17 protein-coding genes are annotated in these 18,470 nt (G+C 64.5%); 7 read left to right on the forward strand and 10 right to left on the reverse strand.

The window, feature by feature from the left end:
* Together J4F42_15655 and J4F42_15660 are read left to right on the forward strand one after the other, a co-directional pair.
* Positions 1–1,059, forward strand: a 1,059-nt coding sequence (locus tag J4F42_15655; GenBank protein MCE2486949.1) for an AAA family ATPase, incomplete at its 5' end; no start/stop codon positions are given.
* Complete coding sequence (locus tag J4F42_15660; GenBank protein MCE2486950.1) at positions 1,056–1,682, forward strand: hypothetical protein; 627 nt, start codon at positions 1,056–1,058, stop codon at positions 1,680–1,682. The genes J4F42_15655 and J4F42_15660, both read left to right, overlap by 4 nt.
* A gap of 48 nt (positions 1,683–1,730) precedes the next feature.
* Here J4F42_15660 and J4F42_15665 read toward each other — a convergent pair whose 3' ends face one another.
* Genes J4F42_15665 through J4F42_15680 form a run of 4 tightly spaced genes read right to left on the reverse strand, consistent with a single transcriptional unit; the run spans position 1,731 to position 4,302 of the window.
* Positions 1,731–1,940, reverse strand: coding sequence for a hypothetical protein (locus J4F42_15665; protein MCE2486951.1), 210 nt, complete (start codon positions 1,938–1,940; stop codon positions 1,731–1,733).
* Positions 1,903–2,454, reverse strand: a complete 552-nt coding sequence (locus J4F42_15670) for a class I SAM-dependent methyltransferase (GenBank protein MCE2486952.1) — start codon at positions 2,452–2,454, stop codon at positions 1,903–1,905. Before J4F42_15670 ends, J4F42_15665 begins: the two co-directional genes overlap by 38 nt.
* Before the next feature lie 33 nt (positions 2,455–2,487).
* The gene (locus J4F42_15675; GenBank protein MCE2486953.1) at positions 2,488–3,840 is read right to left on the reverse strand and encodes an amidase; all 1,353 of its coding nucleotides are present in this window, start codon (positions 3,838–3,840) and stop codon (positions 2,488–2,490) included.
* A 3-nt stretch (positions 3,841–3,843) separates the two neighbouring features.
* Positions 3,844–4,302 (reverse strand): VOC family protein, encoded by a 459-nt coding sequence (locus J4F42_15680; GenBank protein MCE2486954.1) that lies wholly within the window; start codon positions 4,300–4,302, stop codon positions 3,844–3,846.
* Positions 4,303–4,414: 112 nt separating this feature from the next.
* Here J4F42_15680 and J4F42_15685 point away from each other — a divergent pair, with 112 nt between their 5' ends.
* On the forward strand, positions 4,415–6,199 hold the full coding sequence (locus J4F42_15685; GenBank protein MCE2486955.1) for a M3 family oligoendopeptidase: 1,785 nt from the start codon (positions 4,415–4,417) through the stop codon (positions 6,197–6,199).
* A gap of 3 nt (positions 6,200–6,202) precedes the next feature.
* Positions 6,203–6,805 carry a hypothetical protein gene (locus J4F42_15690; protein ID MCE2486956.1) on the forward strand — a complete coding sequence of 201 codons (603 nt, stop codon included), beginning with the start codon at positions 6,203–6,205 and terminating at the stop codon, positions 6,803–6,805.
* Between the two features lie 9 nt (positions 6,806–6,814).
* On the opposite strand, the gene J4F42_15695 is transcribed toward J4F42_15690, so the two are convergent.
* Positions 6,815–7,282: a nuclear transport factor 2 family protein gene (locus tag J4F42_15695; protein ID MCE2486957.1), complete on the reverse strand. Its 468-nt coding sequence runs from the start codon at positions 7,280–7,282 to the stop codon at positions 6,815–6,817.
* A 103-nt stretch (positions 7,283–7,385) separates the two neighbouring features.
* Between J4F42_15695 and J4F42_15700 the strand changes: the two genes are divergently transcribed.
* Together J4F42_15700 and J4F42_15705 are read left to right on the forward strand one after the other, a co-directional pair.
* Positions 7,386–8,381, forward strand: a complete 996-nt coding sequence (locus tag J4F42_15700) for an LLM class flavin-dependent oxidoreductase (GenBank protein MCE2486958.1) — start codon at positions 7,386–7,388, stop codon at positions 8,379–8,381.
* 4 nt (positions 8,382–8,385) lie between these two features.
* Positions 8,386–9,738, forward strand: a complete 1,353-nt coding sequence (locus tag J4F42_15705; GenBank protein ID MCE2486959.1) for a hypothetical protein — start codon at positions 8,386–8,388, stop codon at positions 9,736–9,738.
* Positions 9,739–9,769: 31 nt separating this feature from the next.
* Here J4F42_15705 and J4F42_15710 read toward each other — a convergent pair whose 3' ends face one another.
* Positions 9,770–10,891: a DegT/DnrJ/EryC1/StrS family aminotransferase gene (locus J4F42_15710; GenBank protein ID MCE2486960.1), complete on the reverse strand. Its 1,122-nt coding sequence runs from the start codon at positions 10,889–10,891 to the stop codon at positions 9,770–9,772.
* 130 nt (positions 10,892–11,021) lie between these two features.
* Here J4F42_15710 and J4F42_15715 point away from each other — a divergent pair, with 130 nt between their 5' ends.
* The gene (locus J4F42_15715; GenBank protein ID MCE2486961.1) at positions 11,022–11,669 is read left to right on the forward strand and encodes a Uma2 family endonuclease; all 648 of its coding nucleotides are present in this window, start codon (positions 11,022–11,024) and stop codon (positions 11,667–11,669) included.
* 51 nt (positions 11,670–11,720) lie between these two features.
* Here the strand turns inward: J4F42_15715 and J4F42_15720 are convergent.
* The 4 genes from J4F42_15720 to J4F42_15735 all read right to left on the reverse strand — a co-directional run.
* Positions 11,721–13,483: translocation/assembly module TamB (locus J4F42_15720; protein MCE2486962.1), on the reverse strand; the 1,763-nt coding region annotated here is incomplete at its 5' end.
* A gap of 2,050 nt (positions 13,484–15,533) precedes the next feature.
* Positions 15,534–17,366, reverse strand: coding sequence for a BamA/TamA family outer membrane protein (locus J4F42_15725; GenBank protein ID MCE2486963.1), 1,833 nt, complete (start codon positions 17,364–17,366; stop codon positions 15,534–15,536).
* 350 nt (positions 17,367–17,716) lie between these two features.
* Positions 17,717–17,992, reverse strand: coding sequence for a hypothetical protein (locus J4F42_15730; GenBank protein ID MCE2486964.1), 276 nt, complete (start codon positions 17,990–17,992; stop codon positions 17,717–17,719).
* Positions 17,935–18,470, reverse strand: a 536-nt coding sequence (locus J4F42_15735) for a YihY/virulence factor BrkB family protein (protein MCE2486965.1), incomplete at its 5' end; no start/stop codon positions are given. The genes J4F42_15735 and J4F42_15730, both read right to left, overlap by 58 nt.

Consider the following 18,470-nt stretch of genomic DNA (forward strand, 5'->3'; position numbering starts at 1 on the left):
GAAGCCAGCAGACATATCTTATTTCCTCACAAGTTTACTCCCTGGCGAAAATCTGCTGTACGCGGACAGCGGAGGGGCGGTCCCTTTATCTCGACTGAAGAACGGGTGGACGGGCGGGCCATCAGGTTGCATCAAGACCGAGGGGGGGGTGGCAGACCGTTTGCCCGGTCCGCAACCGACCTGCCACGAACTGTGCTGTCGGCCGCCAATGCGGCAGAAAATCCGACCGCGCTGCTTGCCCGAAGGGAAATGCAGTCCTGGTGTCTATTACAGCTTGAACCCTCTATGTTGCGTCAGCCGGACGAGCTGACGGCTCCTACCCACCTGGGGCCTAATGGCGCGCATTTGCCGGCGACCCTCTATCGTCTCGCAAAAACACCGACGGAGACAAATGGAAAGATAGCAGACAAGCCGGCGGCACGGGTCTACAGCCAAATAGCGAATCGACTAGCAGGCCTGATTGACGATGTCCACGACCTCTGGATTGAGCATGATGAGAGGCGAGAACTGCTCACTCTCTACATCAAAGATCGGCAGGGCACGGCTCTACCCGCTCGCGTCCTGTCAGACGGAACCCTCCGTTTTCTTGCGCTGGCCGTGTTTGAGCGTGCTCCCGAAGGGCAGCAACTCTTATGTCTGGAGGAGCCGGAAAACGGGATTCATCCTGGGCGTATTCCAGCGATGCTCAACCTGCTGCGCGATATTGCAACCGATGTAGAGGAACCCATTGGATTCGATAATCCCCTCCGCCAGGTTATTGTGAATACGCATTCGCCTGCGGTTGTGAGCCAAGTCGATGACGACAGCCTGTTAGTCGCAGAATTGAAAGAAGACCGTCGTGATGGACATGATTTTAAGCGGGTCTGTTTCAGCTGTCTTCCCGCCACGTGGCGCACAAAGGACCAGGCGAGGACAAGCATCGTGCCAAAGGGCAAACTCCTCGTCTACCTGAATCCACCGCTGTTGGAAAACGGGCAGCCCCCGAATCCGAAAAGCCGCCGCGTGATAGATCGACCGGATATGCAGCCGTATCTTCCCCTTCCCGGAATCAAGGCATGAGGGAGCTGCGCTATACTCTGCTGACCGATGGGAGTTCAGACACAGCGCTTTTACCCATTCTTTCCTGGACGCTGAAGCGGCACGTTGCCTGCCCTGTTCAAGCGACGTGGGCCGACCTCCGCTATCTACCCCAGGCGCCCATAATATTACCCGACCGGTTTCAAACTAGTCTCGATCTGATTCCAGGTGATCAGTCCTTACAAAAACGCATTGATGAAATACACCAGGGTCTTGAAGAGGCCGGGCAATGGAAGGTCATGCCCGCGGTGTGTGTCATCCCTATTCGCATGACGGAAGCCTGGCTGCTGATTGATGAGCGTGCCGTGCGCAGAGCGGCAGGAAATCCGAACGGGCGAGAAGCATTAGATCTCCCTTCCGTAGAGGCATTGGAGCACGTGTCAGACCCGAAAAGCGTGTTGTACGATTGCCTGAAAGAGGCGAGTGGTTTAAGCGGCAGTCGGCGGAAGCGTTTTCGGGTAACTGAAAGTGCGCAGCGCATCTCCGAATTTATTGAAGATTTTACTCCCCTGCGGTCGCTGTCAGCTTTTGTCTATCTGGAAAACAGCATTGAAAGGATTGTCAGCGAACAGGGCTGGACACAGGATGTGACCGTCCAGGAATAAAAGACGACGGCCCAATTTTTCGGGGTCTGATAGCGCTGAACAGCCCGCCTATTCTTTGCTGGCCACAAATCCGGCCAGGGGCAGGTTCGACATGAAGTCGTCCCAGAAGGGGGTGTCTCGCTGGGAGGGATGGAGCAAGGTGACCCATCGAAAATTCACAAAGCCGGCCTGTTCAAAAGCCGCCTGATAGGTTTCCGGTTTCAGAAAGAAGTTGTTGAATTCAAACTGCCGCCCATCCTCGTTTGTAAACCGGTACACAATCGCGTCCCCCTCCTGGGGCGGATAGGCGCTCGTTGGCAAACGACACGGTTCCCCGAGCCGGGTTCCGAATATTGTCGTTGAAGCCGGTAAACTGTCCCCCCGGCCGCAAGGTATCGGCGACGACCTGACAAAAGCGGAAGAGCTGCTCTCTGGTCTGGGCATAATTCAGCAGATACATGGCCACGACAATATCGGCGGCCTGAGCCATGCGGAGTGTCGCCACATCCTGATGCACATACTTGCAGCCCAGCGGCTGGCGCCGCTCCTGTTCTTCGGCCAGCCGGACCATTGCTCCGGAAATGTCCACCCCGGTGACCTGTGCGGCCCCGGCCTGTTTGATTTTCCGCGTGTAGAACCCCTCACCACAGGCCAGATCCACTATGTCTTTGCCCCGAATATCTCCCAATATCTCAAACAGAGTGTACTCTTCCACATACTTCCGAAACGACAGCTGCTTGGAGTCTTGATAGGCGCTGGCGATAGGGTCGTATTCCTGCCTGGCTTGGGTCACCGGCAACAGCTCCTTGCCTGGGTGGCGTGGCGATCAGGCCTCTGGTGGTCGCCGGTCAAAGCCCACCACCTGCTCGCACCACCCGCCAACACCGAGCAGTCTGTCCTCGGCAAATGCGCCCGCCATCAGCTGCATACCGAACGGCAGGCCGGCGGCACTCAGCCCCGAGGGCAGACCCAGGCTGGGCAGTCCGCTGAAGCTGGCCGGGCCGTTGAAGGCCGGGTCCCCGGTCGAGTCCAGGCCGTGGGGCGCCGGGGCCGGGGTCGAGGGGGCGAGCACGGCATCGACCGTTTGGCACACGGCGTTCAGGTCATGGCGAAAGCGCTGCTGGTGGCGGCGGGTTTCGGCGTAGTCCACGGCTGACAGCGCCAAGCCTTTTTCAATGATGTCCCGCATCTGGGGGCTGTAGCGAGCCTTGTGCTCGGCGTACACCTCGCGGTGGGCGGCTGCGGCCTCGGCGTACAGCATCTGAAAAGCCGCCTCGGGCGCGCCTGTGAAGCTGGCCGGCATCGCTACTTCTTCAATCTGCGCTCCGGCCCGGGCCAGTCGCTGGGCCACGCTTTCGAGGTGGCGGCGGGTTTCGGGAGTGGCCCGTTCCAGAAAAAACTCGCGGATAATGCCCAGCCGTGGCGGCTGGGGCTCGGTCAGGGCCTGGCTGTAGTCCGGCACCGCAGCGCTGGAACACGCCGGGTCGTGCGGGTCGTCGCCGGCCAGGGTCTGGAGCAGGGCGGCCGCGTCGGCAACGCTGCGGCTGAAAATCCCGACATGATCCAGACTCCAGGCGACCGGATACACCCCGTAGGCACTGATCCGGCCATAGCTCGGTTTGAGACCCACACAGCCACAGTAGGCGGCCGGTCGAATCGTCGAACCATAGGTCTGCGAGCCGAGCGCTCCGGGACACATGCCGGCGGCGACCGCAGCGGCCGACCCGCTGCTTGAGCCGCCGGGGGTGTGCTCCGGGTTCCACGGGTTGCGCGTCGGGGCCGGGGTCAGCACGGCAAACTCGGTGGTGTGGGCCTTGCCCAGCATGATCGCCCCGGCCTCCTTCAGCCGACTGACGCTGGTGGCGTCATAGTCCGGCACAAAGTCGGCATAGATCGGCGAGCCCATGGTCGTTTTCACCCCGGCGGTAAAGAAAATGTCTTTCAGGCCGATTGGGATGCCGTGCAACAGCCCCCGGTAGTGGCCCTGCCGGATGGCGGCGTGGCACGCCTCGGCCTCGGCCAGGGCCGGCCCGGCGTCGAGCGTGACCCAGGCCCGAAGCTGCGGCTCCAGCCGCTCAATACGCTCAAGACACGAGCGGACCAGTTCAACCGGTGAGAGCCGGCCGGTGCGCATCTGCTCCGCAGCAGCGATGATCGACAGGGCGTAGGGCTCAGTCATGGCTCATTCTTCCACCAGCTCGTCGAGCTGGACCAGAATGCCGTCCGGGTCGCACAGGAAGGCGCTGTGAAAAACGCCGTCGGCCGTCTTGGCCTTGCTGGGCGCTACCACAAACTCGGCGCCTTTGGCTTTGAGTTCCTCATACACGCCCGGCAGGTTTTCGACCCAAAACGCAAAATGGTGGACACCGATCTGGTCGAGCTTGATCGGCTCGCCGCTGACCGGCTTATCGGAGTGCTCCGACAGGACCAGAAACGCCTCGCCTTTGCCGCGTTTCCAGTACAGGGTGGCCACCCGACGCTGGTCGTGGGGGTCTTTGTACAGGGCCGGCAGCACCGTACCCTGGGTGGGCTGGATTTCGTCTCGCATGACCTCAAAACCCAGCAGATCGCGGTAAAAAGCCAGGGATTTGTCCATGTCTCGGACGCCGACCGCAATGTGTGAAACGCCTGTGGTTTTCATACGTTTTCCCTCCTGCCCTCTTGTCGGCCACCTGTCGGTGAAAGTCAAGCGACGCCCAGCCTTTACAAGTCGGCCGTGGGCTGGAACAGTGGCCGGCAGGAGGCATACCGCAGTGGCGCGTAGCGAACAACACGCCGAGGGGATCGGCTGGAATCTGGACGACTTGTACCACGGCCCGGACGATCCGCAGCTGGAGGCCGACCTGGCCGACGCCCGACGCCGGGCCGAGGTATTTGCCGACTCCTATCGGGGCAAAATCGCCACACTCGACGGACCCGGCCTGGCCGCAGCCCTGGCCGAGTACGAGGCGCTCTTGGCGCTCGAGTCCCGTCCGTCGTTCTACGCCTCCCTGCTGTTTGCCGCCGATACCCAGAATCAGGCCGCCCAGCGGCTGGTCCAGCGCACGCGCGAGGCGGCCACCGAGACCGGCAATGTGCACGTTTTTTTCAGCCTTGAGCTGATCGCCCTTGATGCCGGGCAGCTGGAGCGGCTGCTGGCCAGCCCGGAGCTGGCCGCCTATCGCCACTACCTCGAAGCCGTGCGGCGCTTCAGGCCGCATACCCTGAGCGAAAAAGAAGAGCAGCTGCTGAATCAGACAAAGCTGTCCGGCCAGAGCGCCTTTGTCCAGCTGTTTGGTGAACTCAGCGGCTCGCTGCGTTTTTGCCTGGAGCTTGACGGCGAGCGCCAGGAGCTGACCGACGGAGAAGTCATGGCCCTGCTGCGCAACCCGGACGCGGCAATCCGTCGCCGCGCCCTGACGGCCTTCCTGGAGACCTATGCCGAGCACGGTCTGGTGCTGACCTCGATTTTTAATACCCTCTTGCTCGACCACCGGATTGAGTGTGACCTCCGCCGCTATGACGATGTGACCGCCCCGACCCATCTGGCCAACGAGATCGCGCCGACCACGGTCGAAGCCATGCTGGGGGCGGTCGAGCGACACTATCCGCTGATCCAGGACTACTTCCGGCTCAAGGCGCGCCTGCTGGGCCTGGAGCGCCTGAGCTATACGGACGTGTACGCTCCGCTTGACACCACGGCCGAGCGCATTCCGTTTTCCACCGCCCAGGAACTGATTGTGACCGCCTTTGGGCAGCTGGACGAGCAGTTCGCGGCTCTGGCGGCGGATTTTTTTCAGCAGCGCTGGATTGACGCCGAGGTGCGGGCCGGTAAGCGCGGCGGGGCGTTTTGCGCCGCCCTGTCGCCCCACCACCACCCCTATATTCTGTGCAGTTACACCGGGACGGGACGCGACGTGGCGACTGTGGCCCACGAGTTGGGCCACGGGATTCACTACTGCCTGGCCCGCGACCAGAGCCTGCTCAACTACGACGCGCCGCTGGTGCTGGCCGAGACCGCCTCGGTGTTTGCCGAGATGGCGTTGACCCGCCACCTGCTGAACCAGGCCGACGACCCGGCGGCGCGGCGGGCCATCCTGTGCGACACGCTCGAGGATATGTACGGCACGGTGTTTCGCCAGACCGCGCTGACCCGCTTTGAGATGGCGGCCCACGCCCAGCGCCGAGGGGGCGTGCTCAGCGCCGAGGATCTCGGCCGGCTGTGGTGTCAGGAGCAGGAGAAATTGTTCGCCGACAGCGTCGAGCTGCCGCCGGTCTACCGCTGGGGCTGGTCATACATCCCGCATTTCATCCACAGCCGCTTTTACTGCTACGCCTACCCGTTTGGCGAGCTGCTGACCCTGGCCCTGTTCCAGCGCTATCTTGACGAGGGGCCGGCCTTCATGCCGGCTTATGTGCGGCTGCTCCAGAGCGGCGGCTCCGAGCGCCCCGAACACGCTCTGGCTCAGCTCGGCGTGGATATCAACCGCCCGGAGTTCTGGGACCGGGGGTTTGGCGTCGTCCGGGGCTTGCTGGGCGATTTGCAGGAGCTGGTGTAAGCCATGTACGCGCGTGTGATTCCGCTCCAGTTCAAGCCGGACTGTCTCGACGACTTTTTGACCGTGTATCGCAAAAGCGCCGTGCCCGACCTGCTCCAGCGGCGCGGGTTTGGCGGCGGGCTGGTGTTGACCGATGCCGACTCGCCGCGCGGCCTGCTGGTTTCGCTGTGGGAGCAGCGGGACGATCTGCGCCGCTCCCAGCCGCACAGCCAACGTATCGTATCGGCCATGCTGCTGCCCTTTCTGAGGCAGCCGCCGACGCCCGACCTGTACGAGGTGTGTGTGCAGGCCGGCCACGCCCTGGGCGGACGGGCGGCGCGGACGCTCAGCCTGCCGATAGCCGGCGACACGCTTGACCAGGCGCTGGAGGTGTATACTGACGTGCTGCTGCCCGAGCTGAAACAACAGCCCGGCTTTCAAGGGGTGTTCTGGTTTGCCGACCGCCAGGCCGGAAGCGGGCTCGGGCTGAGTCTGTGGACCTCGGCCGAGGCGATGCGGGCGGCCGACGAGCCGGGCGCGTTTTTTCCGCGCGCGGCCCAGACCCTGGCCGCGTTTTTTCAGGCTCCGCCGGTGCGGGGCTATTATACGGTCAGCGGCCAGCTGTGAGGCGCAGCCCTAGACAAACGGCTTCTTCTCCCAGCCCTGCTCATACGGCGTCCAAAAGCTGGGCGCGACGCTGAGGCGCTGAAACTTCCACTCGCCGTCCACCCGCACATAGGCTTCGGTATAGGTGGCCGCCCCCCATACCGCCTGGTTGTTCTTGGCATAGCTACAAGCCTGGAACAGATACCAGTGGCCGGTGGCCGTGTCGCCGTGCACCTCAATGCGCGGGTTCATGACATAGTGGAGGGCGAAGGGCAGCTGTTTTGGGGCGCCGGTGAAAAACTTCCGAATCGCCGCCTGGCCCTCGCACGTACCGAACGTATCCCCCCCGTCCCACACCCCGTCTTCGACAAACAGGCTGGCGATGCCGTCCGGGTTGTAGCCGTCGTCACAAAAAGCGCAGTAGCGGGCTTTGAGACGTTTGATGGCTTCGATATCTTCGAGGACTTGCAGCCGTTGGGCGAGTGCTTCGATATTCATGCAATCCTTGTGGTCCACGGCCAGCGGATTGTCAAGCCGAAGCCAACTCGGCTCGTTCCCCTGCCCGGCTTATGCTACAGTCCGCCCGAGCGAAGGAGGAACAATGGCACATAAAATTTCGGTTGGTATTGATTGGCAGGGCAGTATTGACTACGCCGCGATTGTTGAACGGGTGAAAATTGCCGACGCGGCCGGCGTCCACTCGGTCTGGATTCCCGAGGCCTGGGGTCGGGACGCCTTTACCATCCTGTCGCTCCTGGCCTATGAAACCACCCACATTCGGCTCGGCACCGGGATTGTGAACATCTACTCCCGTACCCCGGCCGCCCTGGCCCAGCATTTTGCGACCCTCGACGAGCTGTCCGGCGGGCGGATGATTATCGGTCTGGGGACCAGCGGGGCACAGGTCATTGAGCACTTCCACGGCGTTCCGTTCGAGCCCCCGCGCACCCGGCTCAAGGAGTACATCGAGATCATCAACACCCTGATGAAGGGTGACAAGCTCAACTACCAGGGCAAGCTGTTCAATCTCCAGCGCGGCTTTACCCTGCGCTTTCAACCGGTGCGGGATCAGATTCCCATCTACCTGGCGACGCTGAACGCCAAAAGCCTCAAGCTGACCGCCGAGCTGGCCGACGGCTGGTTGCCGATCTGGCTGCCGATGAAACAGCTCAAGGCCGAAATCGACGCCGTGCGCAGCATGAGCGTGGCTGCCGGCCGGTCCGCCAACGCCGTCTCGGTCCGCGCGCCGAGCACGGTGGCCGTCACCCCCCATGTCGAGCGCGCGCGCGCCGCCCACGCCGGCACCGCAGCCTTCTATATCGGCCGGATGGGGGTGTACTACGCCGCCCAGCTGACCCGGCTGGGCCATGCCGATACCGTGGAGCAGGTCAAGCGCGCCTGGCAGAACGGCTCGCGGGCCGCAGCCGAAGCGGTCACCAACGAGCTGGTCGATGAAACCTTCTGCGCCGGTCCGGTTGAGGCATGTCTCGACCGCATGCAGGCGCAGGAAGCCTGCGGGGTTGACGTGCACACCGTCAGCGTTGAGGCGGCGGATAATGCGGAGTACGAGCGGATCCTGACCAGGCTGGTGGGCTAGGGCGATGCGGCGCAGCCTGCCGCCGGGGACTGCCCGGTGTGCGGCGGTCTGGCCTGGATTGGCGGTCGCCACACTGCTTGCGCCTCGGGTGGCGCTGGCGGCCATGGATGGCGAGACCCAGTTCGTCCTGAACAGTTTTTCTTTTCTCATCTGGGGCGCGTTGGTCATGTGGATGTGCGCCGGCTTCACCATGCTGGAAGCTGGCTCGGTGCGCACCAGGAATGCGTCGGTCATCTGCCTCAAGAATATCGGCCTGTATGCCATCGCCGGCCTGACCTTCTACAACATCATGTATGTGGGCGTCGAGGAGGGCGGCTGGTTCGGTTCGCTTGAGCTGTTCTACGGCACCACCGCAGCGGATACGGCGCTGCTGGGCGGCGATGAGTCCGCCGCCGTCGCCGTCATAGACAGCGGCTCTGCCACCATGGCTGACTGGTTCTTCCAGATGGTCTTTGTGGGTTCGACAGCCTCAATCGTGTCCGGCACGCTGGCCGAACGGGTCAAGCTGTGGTCGTTCTTCCTGTTCATTGCGGTACTGACGGCGATCATCTATCCGACCATCGGCGCCTGGACCTGGGGCGGCGGCTGGCTGGGAGCGATGGGCTTCAAGGACTTTGCGGGATCGACCATCGTCCACTCGACCGGCGGCTGGGCGGCGCTGGCCGGCGTGCTCGTGGTCGGGGCGCGCCGGGGCAAGTTCCGCGCCGACGGAAGCGCCAGGCCGACGCCGCCCAATAACGTGCCGGGGGTGGCGCTCGGCGTTCTCATCATCTGGCTGGGCTTTCTGGGCTTCAACGGCGGCTCGCAGCTCGCCCTCAGTGGGGCGGCCGACGCGATCATGGTCAGCAACATCATCGCCAGCACCAACCTCGCCGCTGCGGCCGGTCTGATAACCGCGCTTGCCCTGTCGCGGCCGATTCTGGGCCGGATCGATCTGCTGGCCTCCCTCAACGGCGCCATCGGTGGCCTGGTGGCGATCACCGCCGGGCCCGATATCGTGGACCATTACTGGGCCGTTCTCATCGGCGCGATTGGCGGCGGCGTGTGCGTGGTCGGCATGAGAGTGCTGGAGCGTCTGAGAATCGACGACGAAGTCGGTGCTATTCCCGCCCATATGGGCGCCGGAGTGTGGGGGACGCTGGCGGCCTGCATCGCGGCCGGGGGCAACCTATTCGTACAGCTCACCGGCGTCGTGACCATCGGCGTGTTCGTGTTCGGCAGCTCGTTTCTCGTCTGGCGGCTCATCGACAGGACATTCGGCGCCCGCGTCCCTCAGCAGGTCGAGGAGTCGGGCCAGGATAGAGATCAACTCGGCATCGAGGCCTTTCCCGAGTTTCTGCCGATGAAGGAAGACTGACGCCTGCTCCGTTTCAGTCTCCCGCCTAGACTCAGCCGTCGGACTCCTGGCGGGCGGCTTTGAGCGCAGCCACGACGTAGCGCTGTTGCGCCTCGGTCAGTTCCGGATAGATGGGCAGGGCCAGCGATTCGCGGGCGGCCGCCTCGGCCTGCGGGAAATCGCCTTCCCGATAGCCGAGCGGGGCAAAGCACTCCTGGAGGTGCAGCGGACGCGGATAATACACCCCGGTAGCCACCCCGCGTTGCCGCAACACCTCGGCCACCCGGTCACGCCCGGGCAGCCGAACCGTAAACTGGTGATAGGTATGGCCGGGCGTATCCTGGGGCAGGCGAAGCCAGTCCGAGAGCCCTGCAGCCCGACACAGACGCCGGTAGCGGTCGGCATTGTCACGCCGCTTGGCCGTCCAGGCCGCCACATGCGGCAGCTTGACCCGCAGGACGGCCGCCTGCAGGGCGTCGAGCCGAAAATTCCCTCCCACCACGGCGTAGTGGTCTTTGCGGGTCGCGCCGTGGACTCGCAGGCTGCGTAGCCGCTCGGCCAGCTCCTGATCGTTGGTGACGACCATGCCGCCGTCGCCAAAGGCGCCCAGGTTTTTGCTGGGAAAAAACGAAAAGCAGCCCATCACACCGCCCGTGCCCGCAGACCGGCCGTGGGGGTCGGCGGCGCCAATCGCCTGAGCGGCATCCTCAATGATCGGAATGCCGTGCGTTTCTCCCAGTCGCGCCATCTCCGTCAGATCGACACACCGACCGTACAAATGGACCGGGATGATGGCCTTTGTCCTGGCGCCCAGTCTGGCCGGGACCGCGCTGAGGTCGATATTGAAGGTCTGGGGCTCGATATCAACAAACACCGGTCGGGCGCCGAGCCGGGCAATGACACCGGCGGTGGCGAAAAACGAATACGGCGTGGTCACCACCTCGTCGCCGGCTCCGACACCGAGCGCCATCAGGCCGGCCAGCAGGGCATCGGTGCCGGACGAGACGCCGACCCCGAAGCGGGCGCCGCAAAAGGCCGCGACTTCCTCCTCGAGGCGGCTGACCTCGGGACCGAGGATAAAGTGCTGCGACGCGCACACCCGGTCAATCGCGGCCCGGATGTCGGCCTCGATGCTCGCATACTGGGCTTTGAGATCGACGAGTGGCACGTTCACGCGCTGTTCCTCTTCTCTCCACGATCTGATTGCTTTTTCCAATGTGAAATGCAATAGCTCAAGGCTCATCCTGCGCGGTTTTCGGCGGCGTTTTTACATCAGAGACACAAGCGTCATGACACATCCTCACGTGGAAGCTAGCAGCATTGAAACCGTGGCCGACCTGCTGGGTCAACTGGGGGGGGTGTCTCCGGCCCGGATGCGGTTTCGCCCGCTGCCAGGGACGGCAACGGAAGCGGATGTTCTCGATGTGCGCCAGCGCCACGGCCTGTTATGCGAGCTGGTCGAGGGCGTACTGGTGGAGAAACTGATGGGGTTTCGGGAATCATTTCTGGCCATTGCCTTGAGTGCCGTATTATGGGGATTCGTGAAGACGCGCAATCTGGGGTTGGTGACCGGTGCCGACGGCATGCTGCGGCTCGCCCCTGGTCTGGTCCGGATTCCAGACTTGGCGTTTATCTCCTGGCAGCGTCTGCCCGAGCGACGGGTGCCGACTGATCCCATCCCGGGCCTCGTGCCGGATCTCGTTGTCGAGGTGCTGAGCGAGGGCAATACTGTGGCAGAGATGGACCGTAAACGGCACGAGTATTTCGCCGCCGGTGTGCGGCTGGCCTGGTTCGTCGATCCTGTCGCGCGAACCGTCGAAGTGTATACGGCGCCCAATCAATCCACGCGGCTGGGGGCCGAACAGACGCTCGACGGCGGAACGGTCCTGGCCGGATTTTCTCTGTCTCTGGCAGAGCTGTTTGCTGAGCTTGATCGCCAAGGTTTCGCTTAGTTGTGTTCCAATCACGCGCCACAGGAAGCGCGACAGCGACGGCAGGGCGGGCTAATAGCGCTTGCGCCAGATGATATCGGCGCTGCTGGAGCCTTTGGAGTCGGCGCTTGTCCGTAAATCGAGGTTGGGCGTCATCTCGTAATCAATCGCCACCTCCTGGCCCTGTTTGCCGCCGATGCTCTGGCTGGCGGAGATGCGCGTTTTGCGGGTCAGCGCGCGTCCAAAGCCGACCTGGCCGCCGGAAAAATCCAGGTCGCTCAGGTCAATCCCCAGCGTGTCCAGGCCGAGGGCATCGGACACCGATTGGCCGAGCGTTGCTGCGGCATAGCCGCTGGTCAGCGCCACGGCCTCTTGTTGCAGGTCGACCTCCTCGCCTTTGTTCAGCGCGCTGGTAGGCTTGCCGAACAGCAACACCGCCAAAATATCGGCCTGCTCCAGAGGCGGCGTGCTTCGCAAGTCCAGACGCGGGGTTTCGGCCGTGCCACCGACCACCGCGTCAATCACGTAGTCGTCATGCTCATACTGGGCGAGGATATCCAGCCGTGGATTCAGCTGTGTCTCTTTGTCAAAAGTCACGCTGCCCCTGTTCAGGAGAAAGCGCCGCCCCTGGAAGCCGGCCCAGCCGCGCGCCAACTGAATGACACCGGCCAGACCTGGCGCCTCGTCCCGTTTTTTGCTGACGCTGAGCCCGCCGCCCAAAGTGATGTTGGCATTTTGATGCTGAAGACGGGTATCGCGACCCAGGTCCAGGGCCACGTCCAGGCTCAGATTCTCCACAACAGAGGGAGAGGTATCGCCGCCCGTCTCTGCATGGTCAGGGGAGGGCGTCTGTTCGTCGGCCAGCGCAGGCGCGTCGGCACTCGGCCGCACGACAATGGTCTCGTCGTGGTGCAGTGGCTGAGCCGACAGAAACGACAGCTCGGGGCGAAGCGTAGCCTCTCGCACAGTGATGTGACCGCCGAGGTGCGGGGCGGTGAGTGAACCGCTGGCCCTGAGCTGGCTGTCAACCGCAACTCGATACTGGTGGGTCCATACCACCGGCCAGCCGTCGGCCGTCAAGCTCAGGTCCAGGGTCTGCGGCCAGTATTTCGTCAGTGCAATGAGTCCCGTCCCGCTCAGGCTGCCGTCGCCGGCTTTGGCCGTCAGCTGGCTGATGCGGATGTGTCCGGGGCTGAGGCTGGCGCTGAGGCTGATCGGACTCACGTCGAGTCCCAGCGCTTTGACTGTGGCCCGGCCGTCCTCCAGGTCAAAGCTGCCGCTGAGCAGGGGGTTGTCGGCCGGACCGGTGGCGCGCAGATCGAGCTGAAGCGTGCCGGCGATGTCGTCCGCAGCCCCGGCGCTGAACGCGTTGAGAACGGCCAAGTTGAGGCCGTCCGAACGAATAGTCACATCCAGATCACCGAGGACGGCAGCCCGAAACCCCTCAGCCCAGCCGAGCGACACGGGCAGGCTGCCGTCGGCGTGCAGGGTGTGCTGCTCGTCCTGGTGAAAGGCGAGTTGAAGCCGGGCTTTGCGGTCCTGGTAGTGAACCGTGGCGTTCAAACCTGCGTACGCCTGGCCGGCAATCTGCCCCTCGCGCACGGCTGTGCTAGCAGCGATGGATGGCGCCTCGGCCGTCCCGGCAATCCGGACCTCGGCCGACAGCGTGCCGTGCAGGCGCGGCTGCTGGGGCAGCAGATCCGTAAACTCGTCGAGCGAACAGTTGGTGAGCCGGAGCTGCAAGTCTTGGACACCGGTCGTTGACAGACCGCCCTGCAGGATGAGCTGTTGCTCCGGCTGGCCATGTTTGGCCAAAACAAAACGGTCGAGCCTGANNCCTGGCCGGTTGGGCCAGCTGCCAGGAGCCGAGCGGCAGCGCCACGGACAGCTCCTGGAGCTGCGCCGTAATCCGCTCCGGCTGAGCCAGGAACTGCGCCCGCAGACGATGGCGACGCTCAGGGGTCTGGGTTGCGGTCAGATCGAGATGCAGCTGGTGGCCCGGCTGGTCGGTTTCGGATGGGCCGGGAGCGAGTTGCACCTCGGCGCTGAGCGTTTGCAGGCCGAGTCCGGCCTGAAGATCACTCAGCCCGACGCTGAGGCTGGCCCGGGGCTGAGGCTGGCCCAGCCGCTCGGCGGCAAAGTCGATTGTGGCTGCGGCCAGCGACAGCTCGGCCAGCCGGACCGCCTCGGCCCTGAGTTTGCCCCGGGTGCGGACATTGCCCAGACTGCCCTCGGCCGTTCCCTCCAGCCTGAGTCGCCCCGAGCCCTCGCGGCCGACCAGGGTCAGCCAGGGGGCCAGCCGATCAAGCCGCAGCGAGTAGGACAAGCGGCCGCTGTGGTCGATGGCCGTGCCCAGCTCGCCCGCGATATGCAGCCGGGCGTCCGGGGTGAGCAGCGCCGCCTCTGAGACGTGGAGCCGTCCACCGGCGATACGGGCGATCAGGCGGCCGTGTTCGAGGCTCACCGGTCCAAGGCGGGACGGCTGAAGCGTCAGCTCTGCCCGGGCGTCCATGCTCGACAGCCCAAGGCCGGTGCCGTGCAGGCTGCCGTGCAGCTTGAGATCGCCGCCGAGTGTGTCGTATCCGGCTGCGGCCGGGTCCAGTTGGTCGGCGGCAAAGCTGAGGCTATACGCGGGCGTTTCAGCCAGGGCCAGCCGGCCCTGCCAGCTGGCGTGGCCAAGGGCGCCGCTCAGTTCTCCGTCGAGCGTGGCCGTCTGGTCGGCCAGCCCCAGCTCGACAGCGGCGATCTGTAGCCCCTCGACCCGCAGGTCGGCCTCGGCCTCAAGCCCGGCCACGGCCGTGCCGACCCCACGGCCGCGCAGACTGCCGTGTATCAGCGCCCGGACATCGCCCAGCCTGTCGTCTCCCAGCAGCCGACTCAGCTCGACCTGCGCCAGCCCGAGCGTTCCCTGATAGCGCGGCGGTTGCTGGCTGAGGTCGGCCGTGGCCTGGACGCCAAGCGTGGCCCCGGCCGCCTTGAGTTGCCCGGTCGCGTGCAGGTCATTCAGCCGGCCGCTGAGCTGTACCTGGCCGGTCAGATCGTGCCTGAGCGGCAGATCGGGGGCGAGTCGGAGCATATCGGCCTGCCCGAGCTTTTCCAGGCTGAGGGTCATATCCAGGTCAAGATCGGTCTGGGGCGCGTCCACATTGCTGAGCCGGCCGGCCAGTTGCAGCCGGGAATGGTCTGTGCTGAGGCTGAGCCGGTGCAGCTGGACTGCGGGCCGTGCGCTGCTGTGCTGGTAACGCGCGGCGGCTTCGACGCGCAGGGGCGGAAGGCCCTCGGTCAGGGCGTGCAGGCTCAGATGGCGGATGTGGAGGTCGAGTTCGGTGGGAAGGATATCGAGCCGCGCGTCAAGCCGCACCTCGTTCAGCCGGTAGGCGTGGTCGCCCCGGCTGAGCGACAGCTGCCCGTTCTCTATCGTCAGATTTTCCAGGCCAATGCCGAGGCTGGACGAACTCTCGGACTCTCCCTCAGCGCCTTGCGAGACGGCTTCGAGCAGATCGAGCCCGCCCGTGTCGTCCTGGGCTATGCGCACCAGCGGCTCAACGAGCGAGAGGGCCGAGACCTCCAGCCGGCCGTCGAGCAGAGGCAGGAGCCGATACCGCGCGGTCAGCCGGGGAATGTGCAGCAGGGTCCGGCCCCGGTACTCAAGCCGCAGCTGGTGCAGGACCAGCGCGCCCCACAGCGTGCCCTCCAGCCGTTCAAGGCTGATCTGTCCGGCCAGGCTGGTGTTGAGGGCGTCAAGAATGTGCTGGCGGGCCAGGCTGCGGAACTGCTCGGTGCGCAGGAATATCAGGCCACCGACTATTGCCAGGCCCAGCAGCAGCCCGATCAGCACCAGGCTTCGACGCAGGATTGTCCACAGGCTCGCCATCGGCAGATTCCTCAGAAAAATTGCCCCACGCTGAAGTGGACCTGCCAGGGATCATCGTCTGAGGGCGGGTCAAAGGGGAAACCCAGGTGCAGCTGAATCGGGCCGAAGGGAGTGGTGTAGCCGAGGCCAAAACCTGCGGCAAACTGCACGTCGTCAATCGGAATAGCGTGGGCCCGGGTCTCAAGCTGGCCGAAATCGACAAACACGGCTCCGCTGACCGCCTTCCACACCGGGCGGCGGAGTTCCAGCGAGCCCTCGATCAGGCTCAGGCCGCCGAGCGGGTCGTCGGATCGGCTCAGCGGGCCGAGGCGCCGCCGACCGTAGCCCCGCACACTCTTCTCGCCGCCGGCGTACAGGCGTTCGGAGATGGGCAGCTTTGTTATCGGGCCGAAGGCGTCGGCCAGGCCGATTTTGAGGCGGCTGGCCACCACGGTCTGCCAGCCGAGCGCATAATATTTTTTGGCCTCGGTCGTCAGCGTGTAGAACTGGTAGTCCGGGCTGCTGGTTTGGGCAAAGCTGAGCGCCACCATCTCGCCGTGTGTGGGGTTCAGCCGGTCGGTGATTGTGTTCCAGGCCAGCTCCAGGATTGGCCCGGCCAGCAGCCCCTCGCGCTCGATGCCGCCGATGCCGCGAATCGTTGACGCCGAGATGTTGTTCAGCCGGGCAAACTCCAGCCGGTAGCCGGCAGCCCCGGACAGGCTGGACGAGAAGCGGTGCTCGAGCCGCGACCGGAAACGGGTGTAGTTGAGCAGAAAGGTTTCTTCGTCCTCCTGGCCCTGGCTGAGATCGAAAATCAGCCGCGAGCGCCTGGTCAGGAAGTGGGGCTGGACGAGTTCGACGCCCAGGGAGCGGGTGATGGACGAGAATTTCAGCAGCGCCGACAGGCGTCGTCCGCCGCCCAACCAGTTCCGGTGCTGCCATTCGACCTGGCCGCGGAACTCATCCTCGGTGCCATAGCCCAGACCGAGCCTGAAATCCCGGGGCGGGCCTTCCTTGACCCGCAGCCGCAGCGGGACGACTTGGGGCCGCCCGTTGGACACAGAGGAAACGTGGCGTCCTGTGACAGGCTGGCTGGTGACACGTTTCTGTACCGGGGCGAGCTGAACGGAGTCAAACAGGCCCAGGTCGAGAAGGTTCTTACGGGTCGCGTTGAGGGACTGGACGGAGAACGGCTGGCCGGCCAGATAGGTGAATTCGCGCTTCAGGAGCTGGGGGGCAAGGGCGTCCAGGCCCTCAATCCGGGTCTGACCGAACACGGTCGGCGGGCCGGGGGTGACACGGTAGCGCAGGTCGGCGCTGCGCTGGTCGAGGATCAGTGCGGCCGTGCGCTCGACCTCGGTCCAGCCATAGCCGCGGTCCAGAAAGAATGCCGTGAGCCGGGCTTCGGCCGCCCGGTAGGCGTCCTCGGTAAAAATATCGCCTGGCTTGACCGGCAGCTCGGGCATGTCAGAGGACGGTGTGGGTTGGTCCTGCGGCTGTCCGTCGAGCTGAATATCCACCTCTCCGACCCGAATCGGCTGCCCCTCGTCGATACGGATACGGATGCTGAGCAGGCTGCCCGTGCCACGGTCCCAGGCGCGCTTGTCCTGGCGAGTCAGCTCATAGTCCAGCCGGGTGTTGTAGTAGCCGCGGGACCGATACAAGCGGAGCAGGCGTTTCAAATCCAGGCCGAAAGCGATCGGATCGAAGGCTGGATGGGTGCGCCACGGCGTATACCAGGGCCGAGGCCGGGTGGTCAGGGCTGCCCGCAGCTCGGCCTCGCTGAGCTGGGTGTTGTCGGAGAAGTGCAGGGCACCCAGCCGCCATTCCTGGGCGGGGTCGAGGGCGTCGAGGGTGAGGGCCAAAACTGGGGAGCAGACTGGGGAGCAGAGGCCGCCGACCAGCACCATAACAAGGCAGACCAGCCACTGTCGTCTCGGCGCTGAGCGCCCTCTTCGTAGATGCGTATGCACGGCCAGCGGCCTTCATATACCCCGGACGGGTACTTGTGAAGCGTATCCGATGGGAGAGGGCAGGGGAACGCCCCGTGGTCGGGCTGAAGGCTGAGATACGCAAGACGGGAAGTGAGCTGCCCAGGTCCGGCTCGCTATTGAGGCGACACGCCCAGCCCGCCGGTACAGTTGAAAGCGGCAGGGCTCAGATAGGAGACAGTCAAAGGCTTCCCCCCGGGAGAACCCGACGGGCGTCGGCTTGCTCAGGCGGAACGGTTGTGTCGGCGCGCTGGCGTGTCGCTGCTCAGGGCCAAGGACCGCAGGCTCACGCCGTCAAGACTGGCCCGGATAGCCTGCTCCCGTTGCCCCAGGAGCTGCGTCAGCCAATCTTCTGTCTCCCCTTCGGCCGATCTTTCCTCGGCCCGTTCGATGACCTCGCACACCTCGGCTACCCCAATATCTTCCGCCGGCCGGGCCAGGATCAGCCCCTCGGGTTCGACCGTGCGGCACACAAAGCCGCCGCGCAGACAGGCTTCCACGACCTCTTCGAGGTCTGCGGCTGACACCCCGAGGGCGGTCGCCAAGTCGGCCAACGGGCAGGGCGGGGCGTGGTCAAAAACGTCAGGGCTGACAGGGCAAGCCGGAGCTGAGTCAGGGTGCCCTGCTGGCGGCGCGCCATCAAGGCAAAGCGCGTATCGGCATGCTGGTGGACATAGGCGACGAGGCCGCCGACCAGAATGATAAACCAGCTCACGTACAGCCACACGAAAAAGACGATGGCAGCGGCAAAACTCCGATAAATGGCAATGCGGTCCGGTGCCTCAGCCACGAAGACGGTAAAGCCGGCGCCGGCAAGCGTCCATAGCAGGCTGGCGGCCGCCCCGCCCAGCAGCGCCGAGCGCAAGCGGACCGGCGTATTGGGCAGAAGCTTGTACACAAAGGTGAAGACACCGAACAGAACCAGCAGGGGTACCAGCCAGGACAGCAGGACCGGCACGCCGGCGAACGCTTCTCCTG

It is taken from the genome of Desulfurellaceae bacterium, from assembly GCA_021296095.1.
In the GTDB taxonomy this organism is placed as follows: Bacteria; Desulfobacterota; Binatia; order Bin18; family Bin18; genus JAAXHF01.